The sequence below is a fragment of the Sporomusa malonica genome (assembly GCF_900176355.1).
GTDB lineage: Bacteria > Bacillota > Negativicutes > Sporomusales > Sporomusaceae > Sporomusa > Sporomusa malonica.
Window position 1 is genome coordinate 36,707 of record NZ_FWXI01000011.1, and the last position, 22,463, is coordinate 59,169.

Consider the following 22,463-nt stretch of genomic DNA (forward strand, 5'->3'; position numbering starts at 1 on the left):
TCAGTTGGGAGGAGCAAATGCGTGAGCAGCATAGTTTGTAAAATTTTCAAAGTAGTGTTATTGGCATCTGTTCTTGTCATCTTGACAGGCTGCAATAGTAATAGTCACCTGGCGGGTACGGCAGACGCAAAAGAAGTAATCAGAAGCTCGGCATGGTTAGCTTATTGGGAGTTAGATGCAGGCGAAAAAGACTTGCAAAGGATAGCTAAGAAGCTAGATAAACTTTCTTATTTTGGCGCATATTTTGATCCACATGGTCGCATTTTCATTCCTCAAGAACTCAGTGATAAACAAAGGAAATTAAAAGCGGAAAAAAGAAAATATGAAACATATCTTACATTTGTTAATGATAAGCAGAATTTTGACGGATCGCTTGTAATGAAAGACACAGAAGTTCTTCGCGCAATATTTTCCAATACTGCGACTATGGAAAGACATATTGATGAAATCATTACTCTGACTTTGGAAGGCAAATATGACGGTATTGAGATTGATTATGAAAGAATATGGAAAGATGAAAAAATTGGACAGTTCTTTTTGAAATTCGTTGATAAACTTTATGTAAAAGCCCAGGAAAACAATTTAAAACTCAGAATTATACTGGAACCGAGTATGCCATTCTCTTCCGCCAATTTTTTCAAAGGACCTGAATATGTAGTCATGCTTTATAACCTGTACGGATTGCATAGTGATCCAGGTCCAAAGGCTAATAAGGAATTTATCAAAAAAACAGTAATTCGGATGAAAGATTTACCGGGTGAAAAGTCGGTAGCATTTTCAACAGGCGGTTGCCTGTGGGGTGATGACGGTACAAAACGCTTTCTGACAGAAACGGAAGCCAAAACCCTTGTAATGACATATGGTAGTAAAACAAAAAGGGATAAAGAAAGCCAATGCATCGTTTTTGATTATAAAGATATGGGCGTCTCCTATCAAGTCTGGTACGCAGATGTAGAAACTTTAAACTACTGGATATCTATAGCTAAAGAAGAAGGTGTAAATAATATCAGCCTGTGGCGTTTGGGCGGAAATATTGATATCAGAAAAATAAAATAAGCAGATCGGCAGAGAGGACATGAGGACTATAAATACACAATCGAGACCGTTCGCCTTCAATTAGTCAGCATATTAAAGCTCGTGTCGTGAGAGTTTTTAGGGAACAGAAAATGAGGGTGTCTAAAAAGCTAAATTTAGCTTTTTAGACACCCTCATTTTCTGTAGAAGAGAACTCCCCAGGGACACCAAAATAACCAAATCAATTACTACTTGTATAAATACTTTGCAGTAAGGTAACCTATAAAATGATAAAGAAAACACGGCTTGCACCGAGCCTTTGGCGACAGTGGAAGCCGATGTTGCCCTTATCCAGGCGGAAGTTATACTTTCTAACTGATAATACAGGGAGGCTATTTATGAGCAATCAAGTGATATTGTGGGGTTCGCTAGTTGTACCTTGGTTGACTTTATTCTTTATGCCTAAAGAAGATATAAAACGTTATCTACCTGCAGGTCTAGTAGCCACCCTTTTGTGCATAGTGGTAACTGAGGTAGGTATTACAAAAGGGTGGTGGCTTATTCGGGAAACTACATATCCGCTGGCGGTGATGCCCACCTACACTTATGGGGCTTATCCAGTAGCTGCTATGTGGAGTTTGAAATTTACGTATGGTCGCGTTTGGTTATTTGTAGCTGCAGAAATAGTTATGAATAATGTGCTGGCCTTTATTATTTATCCTTGGCTTGCCAGAAAAGGAATTAAGGACTTTGACGCTGACGATGCCGGATACATAGTGTTTATTTTCGCGTCCGTAATAGCCGTTATAGTGTACGTTTTTCAAATGTGGCAGGATGGAGTGTTTGCCCGGTCGGAAAGAACAAGTTTTTCAGGAAACTTGCAACCAGCGGCCAGCAAGCCATTATCCCAGGAGAATAATGACAAAGCAAATAATGAAAAGTAACTTCAGCGGTTATTATATGACTACGCCTTGGTATTATATTTGTTTTTCTTAAAGTAGAGATTAATCGGGGGAACCGACTATATGGAAAACACACATAATTTTTTTATGCCAAAAACTAATCTTATCGGCGTTGGCTCAATCAAAGATCTACCAAACGAATTATTGTCCTGGAAGTTAAGCAAAGCATTAATTGTTACTGATAAAAATATGATAAGCTTTGGCTGGGTTGAACAGGTCGAAAAGATCTTGAAAAATTTGTTTATTTTCTATGATATATTTGATGGAGTCTTGCATTCAAATCCAACCGTGTCATTTGTCGAGGATGGACTTGCCTACTTCCCCCAGGAATTGGAACTCAGAAGAGAATATGGCTTAATTATATCTATTGGTGGAGGAACAAATCACGATTGTGCTAAAGGGATAGCGGCCGTGGCTGCCAACGGCGGCTCAATTATCGATTATGAAGGCTATAACAAGATAACCAAACCAGCTATACCGCATATCGCTATCAATACATCGTACTCAGCCTCGGAAGTAACAATGTTTGCTATCATAAAAGATGAATCGCGAAAAGTAAAAATGTCAATTGCTTCTCCGAATATAACGCCGTTCATATCTGTTAATGATCCCATGTTTGCAGTGACTATGCCGGAAAGAGTAACTGCCGCTTCAGGCATTGATGTGCTTGGACATGCAATAGAATCTTATGTGTCTACTGAGGCTTCTCCGATCAGTGATTCTTTGGCGCTAGGGGCTGTGAAGCTGGTTTTTGATTATCTTAAAAGAACCTACGAGAATGGTCATGATCTGGAAGCAAGAGAACAGATGATGTTCGCTAGTGTAATGGCAGGCATGGCTTTTAATAATGCGGGGCTGGGGTATAGCCATGCGCTAGGGCACCAACTGGGCGGATTTTACAATCAACTACATGGCGATTATGAGGGGATATTGCTTCCTTATGTATTTGAGTTTAATTCCCCAGCAGTACCGGAACATAAAATGCTGAAACTTGCCGCAGTCATGGGTGTGAAAGCTAATAGCAAACCTGAAGCTATGGAGAAGATTGCTGATTTATTTAAAAAGCTTGCTGCTGATATTGATATTCCAGATGGATTAAAAAAGATGGGTGTACAGGAAAGTGATTTTGATACCCTTGCCCAAAACGCTTTAAAGGATATCGCTGGATTAACCAACCCTAGGAAAGGCACCCTGGAAGACATGATAAATATATATAAAGCAGCAATGTGATATGTCGCTATAAAGTAAAACAAGAAACTCTTTGCTGAGAAGGAGTTTCTTGTTTTACTTTTCATTAGCAATGGCGAGCATCAATTTAATGCGGTTTAATAAGTTTACTTCGCTGGCACCTGGATCATAGTCCAGCGAGATAAGGTTTATACCAGGATAGCACCGTCGAAGTTCTTTGAGCATGCCTTTACCTGTAATATGGTTAGACAGGCAGGCAAACGGCTGCAGACAGACGATATTGGTTACACCACGCTTAATAAGGTCTACTATTTCACCTGTTAACAACCAGCCCTCCCCGCTTTGGTTGGCCAGTGATAAATGTTTACCAGTATGGCCGGCTATTTCTTTGATTGGTGAAGGCGGCAGAAAGCGTTTGCTTGCTTTTAGTGCTTTTCTCATACTTAAGCGGTATAACTCCACTGCTGCGATAAAAGTATTACCGCCCAACATGCTGTACCAATTTCCCGACAATAGCTCATAGCACACTTTTCTATCATAGGCACAGTAGAGAAAGAAATCTGTCAAATCCGGCACAACAGCCTCGACTGCTTCGCTTTCTAGTAGATCAATAATGTGGTTATTGGCAGTGGCATGGTATTTGACAAAGATCTCTCCGACTACCCCTACCTGGGGTTTAACTATATCTTCGTTAATAGCGAAGTTGTCAAAGTCTTGGACAATCGCAAACACAGTTTTTATAAAAGTAAATTTGCTTCCCGTTAATAGCGCATCTTTGCACTTATTAACCCAATACTCGTATAGTTGATTGGCCGAACCAGGTACTTTTTCGTAAGGCCGGACCCGGTATAATACACGCATCAACAAGTCGCCGTAAAGCATTGCCATAATCGTATTATCCTGCATAGCCAGGGAAAAATTGAACCCCGGATTTTTTTCTAGTCCTGCAGATAGGGATATTACCGGCACCTGCGGTAACTGCGCATTTTGCAGCGCTTTACGGAGGAGCGCGATATAATTGGTTGCCCGGCAGCTGCCACCGGTTTGAGTCATAATAATGGAAGTATTGTTTATATCATATTTGCCGGATTTTAGAGCTTGCAGAACTTGGCCTGCTACGATGATAGCCGGATAACAGGCATCATTATGCACATACTTGAGACCCAGATCAATTGCCGCCTTATCAGCTAAGGGAGTTACGGCTCCGCAATAACCAAACTTTTTCAGGGTGGTTTCAAAAAATTGAAAATGAATAGGCGACATCTGCGGTACCAATACGGTATGGTGTTGTTTCATTTCCTTACTAAATATCGTTCGCTGGTATCGATAGGAAGGCGTATTGGGGGCAGTCAAAAGCAGGCCAGCCCGTTCATTTACTGCGGCAATCAACGAGCGGACACGTATTCTGGCCGTCCCTAAATTATTCATCTCATCCAACTTAATAATGGTGTGTATTTTGTTGGATGGTTCAAGGATTTCATGCATTTGGTCAATCATTATGGCATCAAGACCGCAGCCAAAGGAATTAAGCTGGATTATCTCCAGGTTTGTCTGTTGGGCGACAAAAGCAGCGCAGGCGTATAATCTTGAATGATAGGACCATTGGTCGACAATGCGCAATGGCCGTTCAACTTGAACTAAATGGTTTAGCGCATCTTCCGATAATACTGCCAGGCCGAAAGATTGTATCATTTCTGGTATGCCATGGTTAATTTCCGGATCAATATGATAAGGCCGTCCCGCCAATACGATTCCCTTTATCCCTTTGCGGGCCATGTCGGCAAGAATATCTTCACCCTTTTTGTGGACATCATCTTTGTACTTTGCCAGCTCCGCGTAGGCTTTATAAACGGCTTTAATAATTGACACTTTCGGCAGTTTTTCCGGTAATAGCTCTTGTATAAGTCTACTAATCATTCTAGCCTGGTTATCAAGCGGCAAAAAGGGATGATAGAAAATAATATTTTGTGTTTGTAGAACGTCGATATTAGCATTGATGTTTTCCGGATAGGAAGTTACTATCGGACAATTATAGCAGTTGTCAGACCTTAGATCCTCTTTAATATTTACGGGAATACACGGATAGAATATTTTATCAATTCCCTTATTTATGAGGTCGAGAATATGGCCATGTACTAGTTTAGCTGGATAGCATACCGATTCTGAAGGTATTGTGTCAAGCCCTAGCTCGTAAAGCCGCCGTGAAGAAGGCTCAGACAAAACAACCCTATAGCTTAACTCAGTAAAAAATGTAAACCAAAAGGGATAATCTTCATACATGTTTAATACGCGGGGGATGCCTAGTGTGCCACGCGGGGCGGCTTCTTTGGCTAACGGGATATAATTAAAAAGTCGTTGGTATTTGAAAGAATAAATATTGGACGCATCTTTAGCCGTATTCTTTATTCCAGTGCCTTTTTCACAGCGGTTGCCAGAATGAAAGGTCTGTCCGGTGGAAAAGCTTTTGGTGGTAACCAAACAGCTATTACCGCATATCCCGCACCGTCGGTTCGTGGTTTGTATCTCAAATTTATTTAGATCATTACTATTTATCAACGTTGAATTATGTTCGTTGCCACAACGTTCACGGGCGATTAGCGCTGCACCATAGGCTCCCATTATGCCAGCAATGTCTGGGCGAACGACTTCTCGGCCGAGTGTTTGTTCCAATGCCCTGAGTACAGCATCATTACAAAAAGTACCGCCTTGAACGACTATCCTTTGTCCAAGGTCGGCCGGGCTTTTTAAACGGATTACTTTAAACAGGGCGTTTTTAATAATAGAGACCGAAATGCTGGCAGATATGTCACTAATATCTGCGCCTTCTTTTTGGGCTTGCTTTGCTTTTGAGTTCATAAAAACCGTACACCGGCTACCGAGGTCTACAAGATTTTTGGCTTTAATCCCTAGACTGGCAAAGGCAGCAACGCTCATATTGAGAGATTGGGCGACTGTTTCAATAAATGAGCCGCACCCAGCAGAACAGGCTTCGTTTAGCATAACCGAGTCAATTACTCCATTGCGGACAATAAGGCTTTTCATATCTTGTCCGCCAATATCAAGAACAAAGTCTACGCCAGGAAGAAACCAACTGGCGGCTTTAAAGTGCGCGACAGTCTCAACTTCTCCGATGTCGACTTGAAGTGCTTCCTTGATAAGCAATTCGCCATAACCGGTTACCGCCGAATTAGCTATTTTTATGTTGTCGGTTATTGCTGTATACAGGGTTTTTAGCGCTTGTACCACGCTGGCCAGAGGAGCGCCCCTATTGCTAGCATAGTGGGAATACAGCAGACTACCATCCTCACAGATGAGTGCTAATTTTGTTGTTGTGGAACCTGCGTCAATTCCCAAATAGGCTTTGCCGGAATAGCTTGCTAGATCGCTTTTTTTTACCGTGCTTTTATTGTGACGTTCCTTAAATTTTTCGTAGTCGCCCTCTGTGGTAAAAAGGGGTTTAAGTTTTTCAGTGCTAGTGTTTTCAAATTCAAATAACTTAAGTGTTCGCGCCTGCAGACAATCATACGATATGGGCTGTTGCTGCTTAGCGAGAGCCGCACCGACAGCGACAAAATAATGCGATCCTTCAGGACTAATAATCTGTTCATGCTGCAAATTTAGCGTCTCAATAAATCTTTGTCTAAGTTCTGACATGAAATGCAGCGGCCCCCCTAGGAAAGCTACATTGCCAGTTATCGGCCTGCCTTGGGCCAGACCGCCTAGTATCTGATTGACAATAGCCTGGAGAATTGATGCTGCGATATCTTCGCGGGTAATACCTTCATTAAGCAGGGTTTGGACGTCTGTTTTGGCAAACACGCCGCATCTTGACGCAATGGGATAGATGGTTTTATGGCTTTTGGCAAGTTCGTTTAACCCAGCTGGGTCAGTATGTAAGAGTGTGGACATTTGATCAATAAACGCGCCTGTCCCTCCGGCACAAGTATTGTTCATGCGTTGTTCCACGCTGGAACCCAAATAAGTAATCTTGGCATCTTCGCCGCCAAGCTCAATTACGGTATCGGTATTAGGGATGATCTGTTTTACCGCGTGAGTACAGGCGATTACTTCCTGTACGAAAGGAAGCTCTAAACGATTGGATAAGCCGATACCTGATGAGCCGGTAAATATAACAGATAAAAGCTTATTTTGCAGGAGGGGGTGAGCTTTGACGAATATTGAATTTAGGGTATTTTTTATATCTGACGAGTGCCGTAAGTATTGATTAAATATTATATTGTTTTCGCCATCGAGAACAATCACCTTTACAGTAGTTGACCCAACATCAATCCCAATACGTAGCATACTGTCCATAGTGGGCTCCTTTCAAACAATCAACCAGCCACAAGTCAAGGTTTAATATTTTAGCATTCATCACTAATCTTTGTTAAAAAACGCCATTAGATTTATATTATTCCCAGTGATCTGCTCTTTACTTCTCAAATATAACTTTAAGGTTGCAGAATAATTTCATAATTGGTTCTCAAAGGATGCTATGATATGAATAGCAATTTTTGTAATATATTGCAGGATTAGATTAAACAAGCAGAGAAAATAGCCATAAGTTACTAAAAAAGCAATTTATGGCTATTTTTTCTGTAATAAATTATCGAACTAATAGCTTATTTACATGGAGAAAGAATTGAGGGGGAAAAGCTTTGATACTGCCTGACAAATTGCGCGACCACCCGCTGGTATTGTTTCCTGATTTCCGTAATTTTATTGCCGGCAGCGTACTGGTAGCAGTTGCTGCAAGATATTTTGCCATTGCCATTGCCTGGTGGGTTATTTCCCTAGAGGGCGAGAACGGCGAGAACTTGGGGATCCTCATGGCGGTGCAGGCTTTGCCGATTTTTCTGCTCAGTCCTTTTATCGGACCGTTAATCGACAGGTACAACAAAAAAAACTGCATGATCATCGGCGTGTGTATGCAGCTTTTTTTTCTTGCTGTCATCGTTTGGCTGATGTATGGGGACAAACTTGGTTTCGTGACTTTGGCTGTCTTGAGTTTTGCTATGTGCTGTTTCATGCCCCAGTTGGAAGCTTCCATCAGCACGTCAGTGGCTAAACTGGTTGATGAGGAACGATTGACCAGTGCTGTTGCTTTACAGTCATCGATCGTTGAATTTTCCAATATTATTGCAGCGGTCTTGAGCACATCGGTCATTGCGGTTGCCGGAATGCTGCAGGCTCTTTACCTCAATATCGCGTTGTATGTCTGCGGTACCTTGTTTCTGTTTCTGATCAAAGTGGATTTATCAGCTGAACCGGGTAATGCCGAAGGGGAAGTGAACTACTGGGAGGAACTGAAGCGAGGCCTTTCTTATATCTGGAACTATAAAGAGTTGAGGGCGTTCGGAGTCGTGTATGCCTGTTCAGCTTTTTTTATTCTACCTATCTTTATTATGATTCCATTACTGGTCAAAAACGTGCTGCACGAGACCGTTACCTGGGTAGCCGTACTGGAAACGTGTTTTTCAGTTGGCGCTGTTGTCATGACAGTGGGGATGAGTTTTCGGCAGCAGTATCGCAATTTTTACCGTAAGTATGCAGTGGTTTTGGCATTTACCGCTATTGCTATGATAGTTTCAGGAATGGGTATTCATCCTAACGTGGTAGCCGGTTCAATGATTGTTATGGGAGCCATGTTCGCAGCTATGCTGGCATTGGCCAATATGCTGTTTCAATTTACTGTGCCTCAGGAACTCAAGGGCCGTTTTTTTGGTCTTGTGGCAACCGCAATCGCCGGGACAGCTCCTCTTTCCTACATGTTCGTCGGGTTTGTGTCAGACTGGCTTGGTGTTGACCGGGTGATGACAGTTTGCGGAACAGGGCTTTTGCTGCTGACAGTGTCTGTGCTGTTAATACCGCGAGTGCGCAGACATATCGGATATGATGATGTTATAAGCTGAGACTTATTATGAGATATATCTAGGCGAAAGCCTGGACGCTTAGGAGATAGCCTTTAAGTATGGAAGGAGATTAATGATAGCATGAAACAATTTGAGTATTATGCAAAAGCCAGTAAGTATACCAAAGCACTGTGGTTAGAAATGACAAGAATTCCTGCCAATGAACATATTAGGTATCACGGGACCAGATATTGGACATTCGCTGGAGACCTTGATATCATCAGGCTGCAGAATGCCTTGCAGGCCGTAGTAAATAATAATTGGGATATGCGCAGTAATTTTTTTGAACATAACGGCGAGATTTACTTAGGTGTGCGCAGAGTTGTTGATGTGAAATTGGAATACAGGGAAGTGGGAAGCGCCCAAGAGTGCAGCTTGTATATTGAAAAAATGGCTGCCTTGCCATTTGATTTTGAACGCGATCTGCTGGTCCGCTGTGCTGCCATAAAAAATATGGCTGACCAACAAACAACATTGCTATTTGTATTCTGTCATTTAAATACTGATGGGGCGGTGACGGAGAATTTTGCCAGGCAAGTGGAACAAGCCTATGTGAATAATGAAAAACCAACCCCTGAGGGTAGTGATAGTGCTGGTTTAGAAGTATTAAAAGCGTACATGTCGGCAGAAGCTGAGGATGCCGCTGATAATACGGGGATTGCCTACTGGGTGAGCAGACTATCTGGCAGAACAATGACCAACCAACTGCCGCGGGAGAGCGGGAGCCGAAAACTGGATTTTAAGGTTATTCAAGCAAGTCGAATGATAAAGGGAGAAGTCTATAAGAAAATCAAGGGCTTTTGTGAAGCTAACAAGGTATCATTGTTTAATTTTATGCAGGCTCTTACCGGTATACTCGTTTGCCGCTATTCCGGATTCGGGGAGGCCGTAATTGCTTATCCGGTAAGCCTGCGAGGGCCATACAAGGCGCTAAAGGGATTTTGTGTTAACCAACTGCCTTATGTATTTGAGGAAAAGGGAACCTTTGCGGAACAAGTGCGGAAACTACATGAGGAAATTCCACCTCGCTCTGCAAGAAAGGTAGCAGCTTGGGAGTTGAATGGTACTGTTTATAGCAAAGGGAATCATATTAATGTTGCTTTGACAAATTCCCTATCCAATAAATTTGATTTTGCGCGGATCGGTTCAATAATTGAAAATATGTGGGTTCCCAATGTTACGCAATGTGATTTGGTTGTTTCTTATGCAGAATTGGCCGACGGTATCGATATTACTGTTCTAAGTGTTGCCGGAGTGCTAAGTAGGGAGAGCCTTGAACAAATAGCCGGACATTTAGTCTGGTTAGCAGAGAATCACCAGATGTTACAGCATGGAGATTCGATCGTAACAGACGAGCAAATCAAAATGCTGGATCGCTTCAATCAGACGCACAAAGAATACCCCAATCCCTGCGGCACCATCGTCGAGATGTTCAAACAGACAGTCAGCCGCGTGCCGGATCGTATTGCTGTTGTTTATGAAGAAAGAAAATATACCTATCAAGAACTGGATGATATAACCGAAAAACTGGCCAAACACCTCAAACCTTTGGGTGTAGGGGCAGAACAGGTCGTTGGCGTGCTCATTGACCGCAGCGAATACATGGTCATCTATCCCCTGGCAATTCTGAAAGCGGGCGGCGCTTATATGCCGCTGGATTATTCATTCCCTAGTGACAGACTGGAATTCATGCTTAAAGATGCGGGCGTTAAGCTGATCCTGTCGGAACAAAACAAAGTTGAAGAACATATTCCACAGTTTGACGGAAGGGTAATTAAAATAGACGATATCTCCGGGATGGCGGTTGACGAAGACATAGCTTTGCCAGTTCCTACCCCCCATGATATGTTCGTCATCCTTTATACATCAGGCTCAACAGGAACGCCAAAAGGCTGTATCCTGGAACACCATAACATGGTGAACTATTGCAAATGGTATCAATCGTACTACCATGTTACCGAAAGAGATCGGTCGCCAGCCTATGCCAATTTCGGCTTTGATGCGCATATGCTAGATATATATCCCTTTATTACTTGTGGCGCTTCGACTTATGTTATACCTTCGGACATGAGGCTGGATTTTATTCGCCTAAATCGTTACTTTGAAGATAATCAGATATCGATAGCCTTTATGACTACCCAACTTGGCAGGCACTTTGTTGAGCAATTGGACAACAAGTCATTGCGTACTCTGATGATCGGCGGAGAAAAACTATTGCCCATCAAAAAACCGTCCTATGATTTCTATAATGTCTACGGGCCGACAGAGTGCACTCTTTTCACGACTTCTCATGTAATTAAACAAGATTATGACAGTTCGCTTATCGGCAAACCCCTGGATAACTATCAGCTCTATGTGCTGGATGCGGGGCTACAGTTAGTGCCGCCTGGCGTGGCCGGTGAGCTTTGCGTTGGCGGAGCCGGTGTCGGCAGAGGGTATTTGAACCGGGATGATGTGACAGCAGAAAAATTCATCCTGTGGCAGGGAAAACGCATCTATCGAACCGGCGACTTAGTCCGATGGACCCTTGACGGAGAAATCGAATACATCGGCAGGATGGACGGGCAGGTTAAACTGCGGGGCCTGAGAATCGAACTAGGCGAAATCGAAGCCCAGATCCTAAGTTATGAGGGAATCACGAGCTGTGCTGTGGCCGTGAAAGAAATCGGCGGCACAGAACACCTCTGTGGCTACTATACTGCCGAAACTGAAGTAGACCAGGAAAAAATCAAACAACAATTGGCTACCAAACTAACGGCCTTCATGATCCCGACCGCCTTTACCCGCCTTGATGCCATTCCACTTACTTCTAACGGCAAAGTCAATCGCAAGGCACTGCCTGATCCGGTCATCGAACGCCAGGAGATAGTGTCGCCGCAAAACGAGACCCAGCAGCAGCTCTTTGACATCATAGCCGGCATTTTAACAACGAGAGACTTTGGCATCACTGATGATTTCTTCAGTGTAGGTTTGACATCCATTCTGGCTATTAAGCTGTCAGTGGACATTTACAAACAATTCGGCGTCAACGTCAAGACAAGCGATATTTTCAAAAACAAAACCATCGAACAGCTGGAGCAGCTAGTTAACAATACCTCCCGGGAAGAAGAGACAACAACCTTCGTCAAGCAAGAATACTATCCGCTGACCGAAAACCAGCTGGGTCTCTACTACGAGTGGGAAAAAGACCGGACAGCACTGCAATACAACATTCCCCAAGTCAGCAAATTCTCAAACCAAGTAGATCCCAGTAAACTCAAAGTGGCAGTGGAAAAAGTAATCGAGGCTCACCCGTACATCAAAACATGTCTGGGAATGAAAGACGGCCAGGTGGTGCAGCTGAGACGTGATGATGAGCCGGTATACATTAAATTAGCCGAGGTAAGTGACGCGGACATCCTGCGTATTAAGGAAACCTTCGTCAAACCCTTCGACCTTTTTCAAGAGCCGCTGTACCGGATCGCTGTCTATCATACTCAACAGCATACCTATCTGTTTACGGATATTCACCATATCATCATCGACGGCAGTGCCTTAGGCGTGTTTATGGCTGATGTAGTGAAAGCATACAATGGCGAAGAAGTTACCCAGGAGATCTATACGGCTTTTGAACATGCTTTGGAAGAAGAACAGTTAATAGGAAGCGAAAGATACCTTGCTGCGGAGAAATATTTTGATGAAAAGCTAAAGAATGGCATGATAGAACTTCCAAAAATTGCAGCAAGCGGAGGAGAAAAGCAGTCTGCGTTTGTTGCGGTCCCTGTCCCAGTTTCTGGAGAAAGCATCAACAGTTTTTGCCTGAAAAACGCAGTAACGCCAGCCAACCTTTTCCTGTCAGCCGTATGTATGACCTTACACCGCTATACCAGAGAAGAACAGATTGCGATTACTGCAATTTCCAGCGGGAGAAATGAAACCAAACTGAACGGTATCATGGGGATGATGGTAAAAACATTGCCTGTTGCTGTTTCAATCAGGCCGGACGAAAACACACTGGATTATGTAAAAGCTGTGCAGAACAATATGCTTGAAACCCTGTCCCATGAAATCTATCCTTTTACCAAGATGGTTGAAAAGCATAAAATTGTTCCGCAGATTAACTATGCATACCAGGGAGGCATGTTAGAACAGATTATGCTGGAAGGACAAGCTGCGGAAATGGAAGGCTTAGCCTTAGAAAAGGTAAAGTTTCCGCTGGTTGTATTTGCCATGCCTAAGCTGAATGGTTATGAATTTAAAATCGAGTATGATAATAGCCTATACACCAAGGACTATATCGAGACCCTTTGTAGTGCTATTGCCGAGTGTGTCGGTAAAATTGCAGAAAGCCCCAAAATGTTATGCAAAGATATTTGTATTGTAAATGACGGTCAGCTAAAAGTGCTGGAAAAATTTAATCAGACACATGCTGAATACCCCAATTCCTGCGGCAGCATCGTAGAAATGTTTAGGCAGCAGGCCGAAAAAATGCCGGATAATATCGCAGTTGTTTATGAAGAAAGAAAATACACCTATCAAGAACTGGATGATATAACCGACAAACTGGCCAAACACCTCAAAACCATGGGTGTAGGGGCAGAACAAGTCGTTGGCGTGCTCATCGATCGCAGCGAATACATGGTCATCTATCCCCTGGCCGTCCTAAAAGCTGGCGGCGCCTATATGCCGCTCGATTATTCATTCCCTAGTGACAGATTAGAATTCATGCTCAAAGATGCGGGAGTTAAGCTGATCCTGTCGGAACAAAACAAAGTAGAAGAACATATCCCGCAGTTTGGCGGAAGAATAATCAAAGCAGACGATATCTCTATGATGGCGGTTGACGAAAGCATACCATTGCCAGTACCTGCCCCCAATGACATGTTCGTTATCCTTTATACATCAGGCTCAACAGGAATGCCCAAAGGCTGCATCCTAGAACACCATAACCTAGTGAACTATTGCAAATGGTATCAATCCTACTACCATGTTACCGAAAGAGATCGGTCGCCAGCCTATGCCAATTTCGGCTTTGATGCCCACATGCTGGATATATATCCCTTTATTACTTGTGGCGCTTCGACTTATGTTATACCTTCGGACATGAGGCTGGATTTTATTCGCCTAAATCGTTACTTTGAAGATAATCAGATATCGATAGCCTTTATGACTACCCAACTTGGCAGACACTTTGTTGAGCAATTGGACAACAAGTCATTGCGTACTCTGATGATCGGCGGGGAAAAACTATTACCCATCAAAAAACCGTCCTATGATTTCTATAATGTCTACGGGCCGACAGAGTGCACTCTTTTCACGACTTCTCATGTAATCAAACAAGATTATGACAGCTCGATCATCGGCAAACCCCTAGATAACTATCAGCTCTACGTACTGGATGCAGGGCTACAGTTAGTGCCGCCCGGCGTGGCCGGTGAGCTTTGCGTTGGCGGAGCCGGTGTCGGCAGAGGATATTTGAACCGGGATGATGTGACAGCAGAAAAATTCATCCTGTGGCAGGGAAAACGCATCTATCGAACCGGCGACTTAGTCCGATGGACCCCTGACGGAGAAATCGAATACATCGGCAGGATGGACGGGCAGGTTAAACTGCGGGGCCTGAGAATCGAACTAGGCGAAATCGAAGCCCAGATCCTAAGTTATGAGGGAATCACGAGCTGTGCTGTGGCCGTGAAAGAAATCGGCGGCACAGAACACCTCTGTGGCTACTATACTGCCGAAACTGAAATAGACCAGGAAAAACTGAAACAACAATTGGCCACCAAACTAACGACCTTCATGATTCCAACAGCCTTCACCCAGCTCGATACACTGCCGCTTACATCCAACGGCAAAGTCAATCGCAAGGCACTGCCTGATCCGGTCATTGAGCGACAGGAGATAGTATCGCCGCAAAACGAGACCCAGCAGCAGCTCTTCGACATCATAGCCGGCATTTTGACAACGAGAGACTTTGGCATCACTGATGATTTCTTCAGTGTAGGTTTGACCTCCATTATGGCCATCAAGCTGTCAGTGGACATTTACAAACAATTCGGCGTCAACGTCAAGACAAGCGATATTTTCAAAAACAAAACCATCGAACAGCTGGAGCAGCTAGTTAACAATACCTCCCGGGAAGAAGAGACGACGACCTTTGCCAAGCAAGAGTACTATCCGCTGACCGAAAACCAACTGGGTCTCTACTACGAGTGGGAAAAAGACCGGACAGCACTACAATACAACATTCCCCAAGTAAGCAAATTCTCGAATCAAGTAGATCCCAGTAAACTCAAAGCGGCAGTGGAAAAAGTAATCGAAGCTCACTCGTACCTCAAGACCTGCCTGGGAATGAAAGATGGCCAGGTGGTGCAGCTGAGACGTGATGACAAGCCGGTATACATTGAATTAGCCGAGGTAAGTGACGCGGACATCGCAAGTATTAAGGAAATCTTCGTCAAACCCTTCGACCTTTTCCAAGAGCCGCTGTACCGGATCGCTGTCTATCATACTGAACAGCATACCTATCTGTTTACGGATATTCACCATATCATCATCGACGGCAGTGCCTTAGGCGTATTTATGGCTGATGTAGTGAAAGCATACAACGACGAAGAACTCACCCAGGAGATCTATACGGCTTTTGAACATGCTTTGGAAGAAGAACGGTTAATAGGAAGCGAAAGGTACCATGCTGCGGAGAAATACTTCGACGACAAGCTAAAGAATGGCATGACAGAGCTTCCCAGAGTTATGGCAAGCGGCGAAGAAAAGCAAGATGCTTTTGTTGCTGTCCCAGTTTCAGGAGAATGCATCAATAGTTTTTGCCAGAAAAACGCAGTCACGCCAGGCAACCTTTTCCTGTCAGCCGTATGCATGACCTTACACCGCTATACCAGAGAAGAACAGATTGCTATTACCGCTATTTCCAGCGGAAGAAGTGAAAATAAATTAAATGGCATCATGGGGATGCTGGTAAAAACACTACCCGTCGTTGTCCCAATCAGGTCAGATGAAACAACAGTCGATTATGTGAAAGCTGTGCAGGACAATATGCTGGAAACCTTATCCCATGAGATCTATCCCTTTACCAAGATGGTTGAAAAGCATAAAATTGCACCGCTTATTAACTATGCCTATCAAGGCGGGATGGAGGAAAGTTTCGAACTTGAAGGAAAACCGGCAGAAACAGAAGTTTTGGCGCTCAATAAAGCGAAGTTTCCGCTGGCTATAACGGCCATACCCAACAACGGTGATTATGAAATTTCCATCGAGTATGATGACAGTTTATACACAAAGGATTATATTAAGATCTTTACCAGCGCCATAGCCGAGTGTGCCAAACAAATGGCGAAACAATCGCAGCTGCTGTGTAAAGCTATCCCTATCATCGATGATGAACAGCAAGCATTGCTGCAAAGCTTTAATCCGGCCTATGAGGAATTTGCAGAAAAAACCTGGCACGAAGTATTTGAGAAAACTGTAAAAGTGAGTAGTGGATACACAGCACTGATTGCTGGCGATAAAACCCTATCCTACGCTGAACTGAACGCATCGGCCAATAAAATTGCCCATGCCCTCATAACAAAGGGGATCAGACCCGAAGACAAAGTAGCCTTTTTATTGCCGCGAGACAGCAGGCTCATTTGCACCATGCTGGGCATTATCAAGTCAGGGGGAGCATTCATTCCTGTTGATCCCGAATATCCCGCCGACAGGATTAACCATGTCCTTGAAGACAGCGGCGCCAAATTCATCATAACTACGAAGAAAAATCAAGCAGAACTTAACTTCAGCAACGGCTTGGTCGTAGATGAATTGCTGCTGCAGGAGGCTGACCATAATCCAGTGACAGACGTAACGGCAGATAATCTCTGCTATATCATCTACACATCAGGCTCAACAGGCAAACCTAAAGGCGTGATGCTTGAACATCACAATATCGTGAACTATGTATTGCCGCTGCCGTCAAACTTCTATATCAACAAGTATTGCTCATGCCGGGTTTCGTTATCTATCACAACAGTAGCCTTCGATGTATTCCTGGAGGAAACCTTGGTAACCCTGGCCAATGGGCTGACCCTGGCCTTTGCCGATGAAGAAACAGTGCGAAACCCGATGCTTTTAGCCAAGTTCATGCTGGCAACACAAGCCGAAGTTATGGCCATTACTCCTTCGCTGGTCATGCAGTATCTCGAAGCCGAGGATTTTGCCAAGGCTCTGGCTAACGTTAAAGTAATCATTTGCGGTGGTGAGAAGTTCCCGGCCAATTGTTTTTCCTACTTACGAAAGTATACCGATGCGGTCATCTACAATTGCTACGGACCGACAGAAACTACGATAGGCTCCAATGCCAAAGAGCTGGAGAACGAACAGGTTACTGTCGGCAAAGGTTTAGCCAACGTTAAACTATATATTGTAGATAGAGACTTAAATCTTCTGCCCATCGGAGCCGTGGGAGAACTACTTATCGGCGGCCGCGGTGTAGGCAGGGGGTATTTGAATCGCCCGGATCTCACCCAGGAAATGTTTATCCTGTTCCAGGGCGAGAGAGTCTACCGCTCCGGTGACTATGCGAAGTGGACAACTGGTGGAGAAGTCGATATCATCAACCGGATGGACAATCAGATCAAGCTGCGGGGTCTTCGGATAGAGCTGGGCGAGATTGAATCCCGTATGAATGAATATAATGGCATAACCGCCAGCGTAGTGATTATCAGAAAACTGCAAAATGCCGAGTATCTCTGTGCCTATTTCACAGCGAAAGGCAAAGTAAATAGCAGCGATTTAAGAGACTATTTAGCCCAAAAACTCACAGCCTACATGATTCCGTCATCATTCACCCAATTGGGCAAGATGCCTGTCACGGCGAACGGGAAAACAGATTTGAAAGCTCTTCCTGAACCGGTCATTCAGCGTCAGGAGATGGTACCGCCGCAAAATGGGACGCAGCAGCAACTATTTGACATCACTGCCGGCATTTTGGGAACTGAAGACTTTGGTATCACCGATGACCTCTTTAGTGTGGGTCTGACTTCCATCTTGGCTATCAAGCTGGCAGTGGCGATCCATAAGCAGTTCCATATTACCATAAAAACCAATGATATCTTCAGGAACAAGACCATAGCGAAGTTGGAAGAAATACTAAGCAACACCGCCCAGGAAGAAGCAGTACAAACCTTTGACAAAAGAGAATACTATCCCCTTACCGCAAACCAGCTGGGACTTTACTACGAATGGGAAAAGGACAGGAACGCGCTGCAATACAACATCCCCGAAGTAAGCAGATTCTCCTGCCAAGTTGACCCTCATAAACTAAAAACTGCTGTGAAACAAGTAATCGAGGCTCATTCTTACCTGAAAACCTGCCTGGGGATGAAAGACGGCCAGGTGGTGCAGCTGAGACATGATGACGAGCCGGTATGCATTGAGTTAGCCAAGTTAAGTGACGCGGACATCCCCAATATTAAGAAAACATTTGTCAAACCCTTTGACCTCTTCAACGGCCCCTTGTACAGAATTGCTGTCTATTATACCGACCAGCATACTTACCTGTTCACGGACATCCACCATATCATCATCGACGGCAGCGCTCTTGGTGTGTTTATGGGTGATGTGGTAAAAGCCTATCAGGGCGAAGCGCTCATCCCGGAATCGTATACTGCCTTTGAACATGCTTTAGAAGAAGAGCAACTAATAGGAAGCGATAAATATAAGGAAGCCGAAAGTTTCTTTGACGCCAAATTAGTGGGTGGCATGACAGAACTGCCGCGAGTCGCCAAAGGCGGTGGAGAAAACCGCTCCAACCGGGTTGCTGTTTCGGTTCCCAGCTCAGGCATCAACAGCTTCTGTCAGATTAATGCTGTAACGCCAAATAGCCTCTTCCTGGCAGCTCTTTGCACAACCTTAAGCCGCTATATCAGGGAAGAACGGATCGCTATTGCCGCTATTTCCAGCGGGAGAAATGAAAACAAATTGCATAACATCATGGGGATGCTCGTAAAAACGGTGCCTGTTGTCGTTGAAGTCAAGGCCAAGGAAAAAACGGCGGATTATGTGAAGGCCGTACAGGATAACATGTTTGAAGCCTTGAACCACGATAGCTATCCTTTTACCAAAATAGCAGAAAAACATGGAATTGTACCGCAAATCAGCTATGCCTATCAGGGGGGGATGGAGGAAGGGTTCGAACTCGCAGGCGAGATGGCGGAAACTAAAGCTTTGGCGTTAAACAAAGCGAAATTCCCCTTATCTATTGCTGCCAGTCCCTGCAATGGCGATTATGAAATCCATATTGAGTATGATGAAAGCCTGTACACGCAGGAGTATATGGAGACCTTAGGCAGAGCCATAGCCGAGTGCGCAAATAACATGGCGGAAAACTCTGAACAAAGATGCGAAACCCTTGCCATTATACCAGAGGAAGATAAGGTGAAAATCCTCAGCCAGTTCCAGGGCAGAGTCTTAGACTATGACAAGAACGCCACTTTTATTGACTTGTTTAGAAAACAGGCTCAAATACATGCTGGCCATATCGCCTTAGTTGATGCAGTGAGCAGTTTGAGTTACGAGCTAGCCGATGTGTACAGCGAATGCCTCGCCAGGGAACTTGTGCGCTTAGGTGTAACAAAAAACACTTTTGTCGGAATCATGCTGCCCAGACGCAGAGAATTCATGATAAGCGTAATTGCAGCCATGAAAGCCGGCGGGGCTTATGTGCCGCTGGATAATGAATACCCTCTGGAAAGAATTGAGTATATGCTTCAGGATAGCGGCGCGGCTGTGCTGATCACCACAAAGGATATTTATGAGTCAAAAGGTTTACAGGTTGACAATGTCATTTTGATCGATGAATTTGAATTTGGCGAAGAACGGAATCAGGACATCCGGCTGGCAGCACCCGAGAGGGAGAATTTAGCCTACATGATCTATACCTCGGGTTCAACAGGAAAACCTAAGGGAGTTATGATCAGGCATAAATCCCTGTCGGCCTTCCTGGCCTGGCGGGCCAAAGATTATGGATTAACTGCTGCAGACAATGTGTGCTGCCACAGCAGCTTCAGCTTTGATGCCTCTGTCTATGATTTGTTTGTGCCCCTTACTCTTGGCGGCCAGCTGCATATCGTCAGCGAAGATATGCGTCAGGATATGCAGGCTTTGCATCGCTATCTTATTGCGCACAACATTACCGATGGTGCCTTTAGCACCCAGCTTGGCACGGAACTCATTAATCAATTTGATGTGCCGTTGAAATCGATCACCCTAGGCGGAGAAAAACTCAAAGCAGTAAAAAAAATAAGCGGCACTTTAGTGAATGGCTATGGACCCACAGAGTTCACCATCAGTTCCAGCTATCACATCGTTGACCAGGATAAGGAATATGACAACATACCAATCGGTAAGCCGGTGGCAAACGCGTGGTCCTATGTGGTGGATGAAACCATGAACCTCCTGCCTATTGGCGTAGCCGGAGAATTATGCCTTGCCGGTGAACAGATCGCATTGGGCTACTGGAACAGAGCAGAGCTGACTGCAGAAAAGTTTATCGATAATCCCTTTAAGACCTGCGAAGAAAATGCCAAGATGTATCGTACCGGTGACTTAGTGCGGTGGAATGCCAACGGTGATCTGGAATATGCCGGCCGGATCGACAATCAGATCAAACTCAGAGGCTTCCGCATCGAGCTTGGCGAGATTGAAAGCGCCATGGCGAAGTTCCTTGGTATCACCGCCAGCGTGGCTGACATCAAAACCATCGGCGCAGTCCAGCATCTATGTGGCTACTTTACAGCCGACAGCGACATCGACACCAGCCAATTGAGGGAGCACCTGCGACAAGGCCTTACAGAATACATGGTACCGACAGCGTTGCTCCAGCTGGACAAAATTCCCCTTACACCGAACGGCAAAGTGGATAAAAAAGCCCTGCCGGTGCCGGAACTGCAGAACCTCAATGAATATGTGGCTCCGACCAATGAATTGGAAGCCAAGCTATGTCAGATTTTTGCTGAAACATTGCAGATGGATCAAGTAGGCATCACCGACAGCTTCTTTGAGCTTGGCGGCACTTCCCTGCTTGTCATGAAAGTCGTGGTCAAAGCTATGGCTATGGATATAGGGCTCACCTACGGCAACGTCTTTGCGTATCAAACTCCGCAAAAACTTGCCGAATTCGTAAGCAGCAGTGTCAAAGAAGCTTCCATTATCGACACTGGAACCTATGACTACAGCACGATTGATCAGCTCCTTGTTAAAAATTCCTTAGGTGAGATCACGGAGAACCCCCTAGGAGATATTCTCTTAACAGGAGCAACTGGGTTTCTGGGGATCCATGTGCTGCGGGAATTCCTGGATAATTACCCCGGCAAGGTATATTGTCTGATGCGCTCACAAGACGGCAATTCAGCCGACATGAGACTGAAAGTCAGGCTCGTATACTATTTCGACAACGACTACTCGGAGCTGTTTGGCAACCGGATCTTTACCCTGGAGGGTGACATTACCGAACCTGAATCCATAACTGTAAAAGTCGACACAGTGATCAACTGTGCGGCTATGGTTAAGCATTTTGCCGTAGGCAACGAATTGGAAAAGGTCAATGTCGACGGTGTTCGCAACCTGATTCAGTATTGCCGGGAACAGGATGCAATGCTGATTCAGATCTCAACTTCCAGCGTTGCAGGAGTAGCCGATGCTTCCATGAAAGATGTGAAGATGAAGGAATCCCAACTGTACATAGGACAAATTATCGACAATAAATATGTGCACAGCAAATATTTGGCCGAACGGTATGTTCTGGAAGCGGCAGCTCTGGGATTAAAAGCAAAAATCATGCGGGTTGGCAACCTGATGGCGCGCAGTCAGGACGGAGAATTCCAGCTAAATTTTCAGGGCAATTCCTTTATGAACAGTTTAAAATCCTATAAACTGCTAGGGAAATTCCCCGTAACCCGCATGGGCGGGGAAGCAGAGTTTTCGCCTATCGACAGCACGGCCAAAGCGGTATTAAAGCTCGCCCAGTCCAACAGCGAATACACCGTATTCCATCCCTACAACAATCATGCTGTCTACATGGCTGATGTTATCTATGCCATGAAAGAGTACGGCTTTTCTATCGAGGTTGTAAGTGAAAAGGAGTTTGAACATTGCTTACGGGAAAAAATGCAGGATGAAACCATCATGTCGGCTCTGACGGGAATCCTGGCCTACCAGGAAAATGACACGGAAAAGCCGGTTTATGGGGTGGGCAGTACGAACCAGTTTACGACTGAGGTTCTGTACAGGCTGAATTTCGTATGGCCAGTGACATCTGAGTTTTACATTAAAATGGCCATTGAAGCCCTGGACAGCCTAGGATTCTTCGATGTGCTGTTTAAGCCGGAGTAGGGGGCAATTTTAGTGAATGAGC

At 44.6% G+C, this 22,463-nt stretch carries 6 protein-coding genes; 5 read left to right on the top strand and 1 reads right to left on the bottom strand.

Annotated elements, in window-relative coordinates; translation table 11 throughout:
• Positions 1-21 precede the first annotated feature (21 nt).
• From B9A22_RS13630 to B9A22_RS13640, 3 genes are all read left to right on the top strand, one after another.
• A complete protein-coding gene (locus tag B9A22_RS13630; RefSeq protein WP_084576288.1) occupies positions 22-1,056 on the top strand; it encodes a glycoside hydrolase family 18 protein in 1,035 nt (344 codons plus the stop codon).
• 356 nt (positions 1,057-1,412) lie between these two features.
• Positions 1,413-1,958 carry a hypothetical protein gene (locus B9A22_RS13635; protein WP_084576289.1) on the top strand — a complete coding sequence of 182 codons (546 nt, stop codon included), beginning with the start codon at positions 1,413-1,415 and terminating at the stop codon, positions 1,956-1,958.
• Positions 1,959-2,063: 105 nt separating this feature from the next.
• Positions 2,064-3,206, top strand: a complete 1,143-nt coding sequence (locus B9A22_RS13640) for an iron-containing alcohol dehydrogenase (protein ID WP_217805955.1) — start codon at positions 2,064-2,066, stop codon at positions 3,204-3,206.
• Positions 3,207-3,260: 54 nt separating this feature from the next.
• Here the strand turns inward: B9A22_RS13640 and B9A22_RS13645 are convergent, their stop codons facing one another.
• Positions 3,261-7,478: a 2-hydroxyacyl-CoA dehydratase gene (locus B9A22_RS13645; protein ID WP_084576291.1), complete on the bottom strand. Its 4,218-nt coding sequence runs from the start codon at positions 7,476-7,478 to the stop codon at positions 3,261-3,263.
• Positions 7,479-7,822: 344 nt separating this feature from the next.
• Between B9A22_RS13645 and B9A22_RS13650 the strand changes: the two genes are divergently transcribed.
• Both B9A22_RS13650 and B9A22_RS13655 read left to right on the top strand, forming a co-directional pair.
• Positions 7,823-9,076: an MFS transporter gene (locus tag B9A22_RS13650; RefSeq protein ID WP_084576292.1), complete on the top strand. Its 1,254-nt coding sequence runs from the start codon at positions 7,823-7,825 to the stop codon at positions 9,074-9,076.
• 81 nt (positions 9,077-9,157) lie between these two features.
• Entirely contained in the window at positions 9,158-22,441 is a 13,284-nt protein-coding gene (locus B9A22_RS13655) for a non-ribosomal peptide synthetase (RefSeq protein ID WP_084576293.1), read from the top strand.
• Positions 22,442-22,463: the final 22 nt, after the last annotated feature.

Coding starts and splice junctions, on each gene's coding strand:
- B9A22_RS13635 (WP_084576289.1), top strand. CDS start 1,413: ATGAGCAATCAAGTGATATTGTGGGGTTCGCTAGTTGTACCTTGGTTG.
- B9A22_RS13640 (WP_217805955.1), top strand. CDS start 2,064: ATGCCAAAAACTAATCTTATCGGCGTTGGCTCAATCAAAGATCTACCA.
- B9A22_RS13645 (WP_084576291.1), bottom strand. CDS start 7,478: ATGGACAGTATGCTACGTATTGGGATTGATGTTGGGTCAACTACTGTA.
- B9A22_RS13655 (WP_084576293.1), top strand. CDS start 9,158: ATGAAACAATTTGAGTATTATGCAAAAGCCAGTAAGTATACCAAAGCA.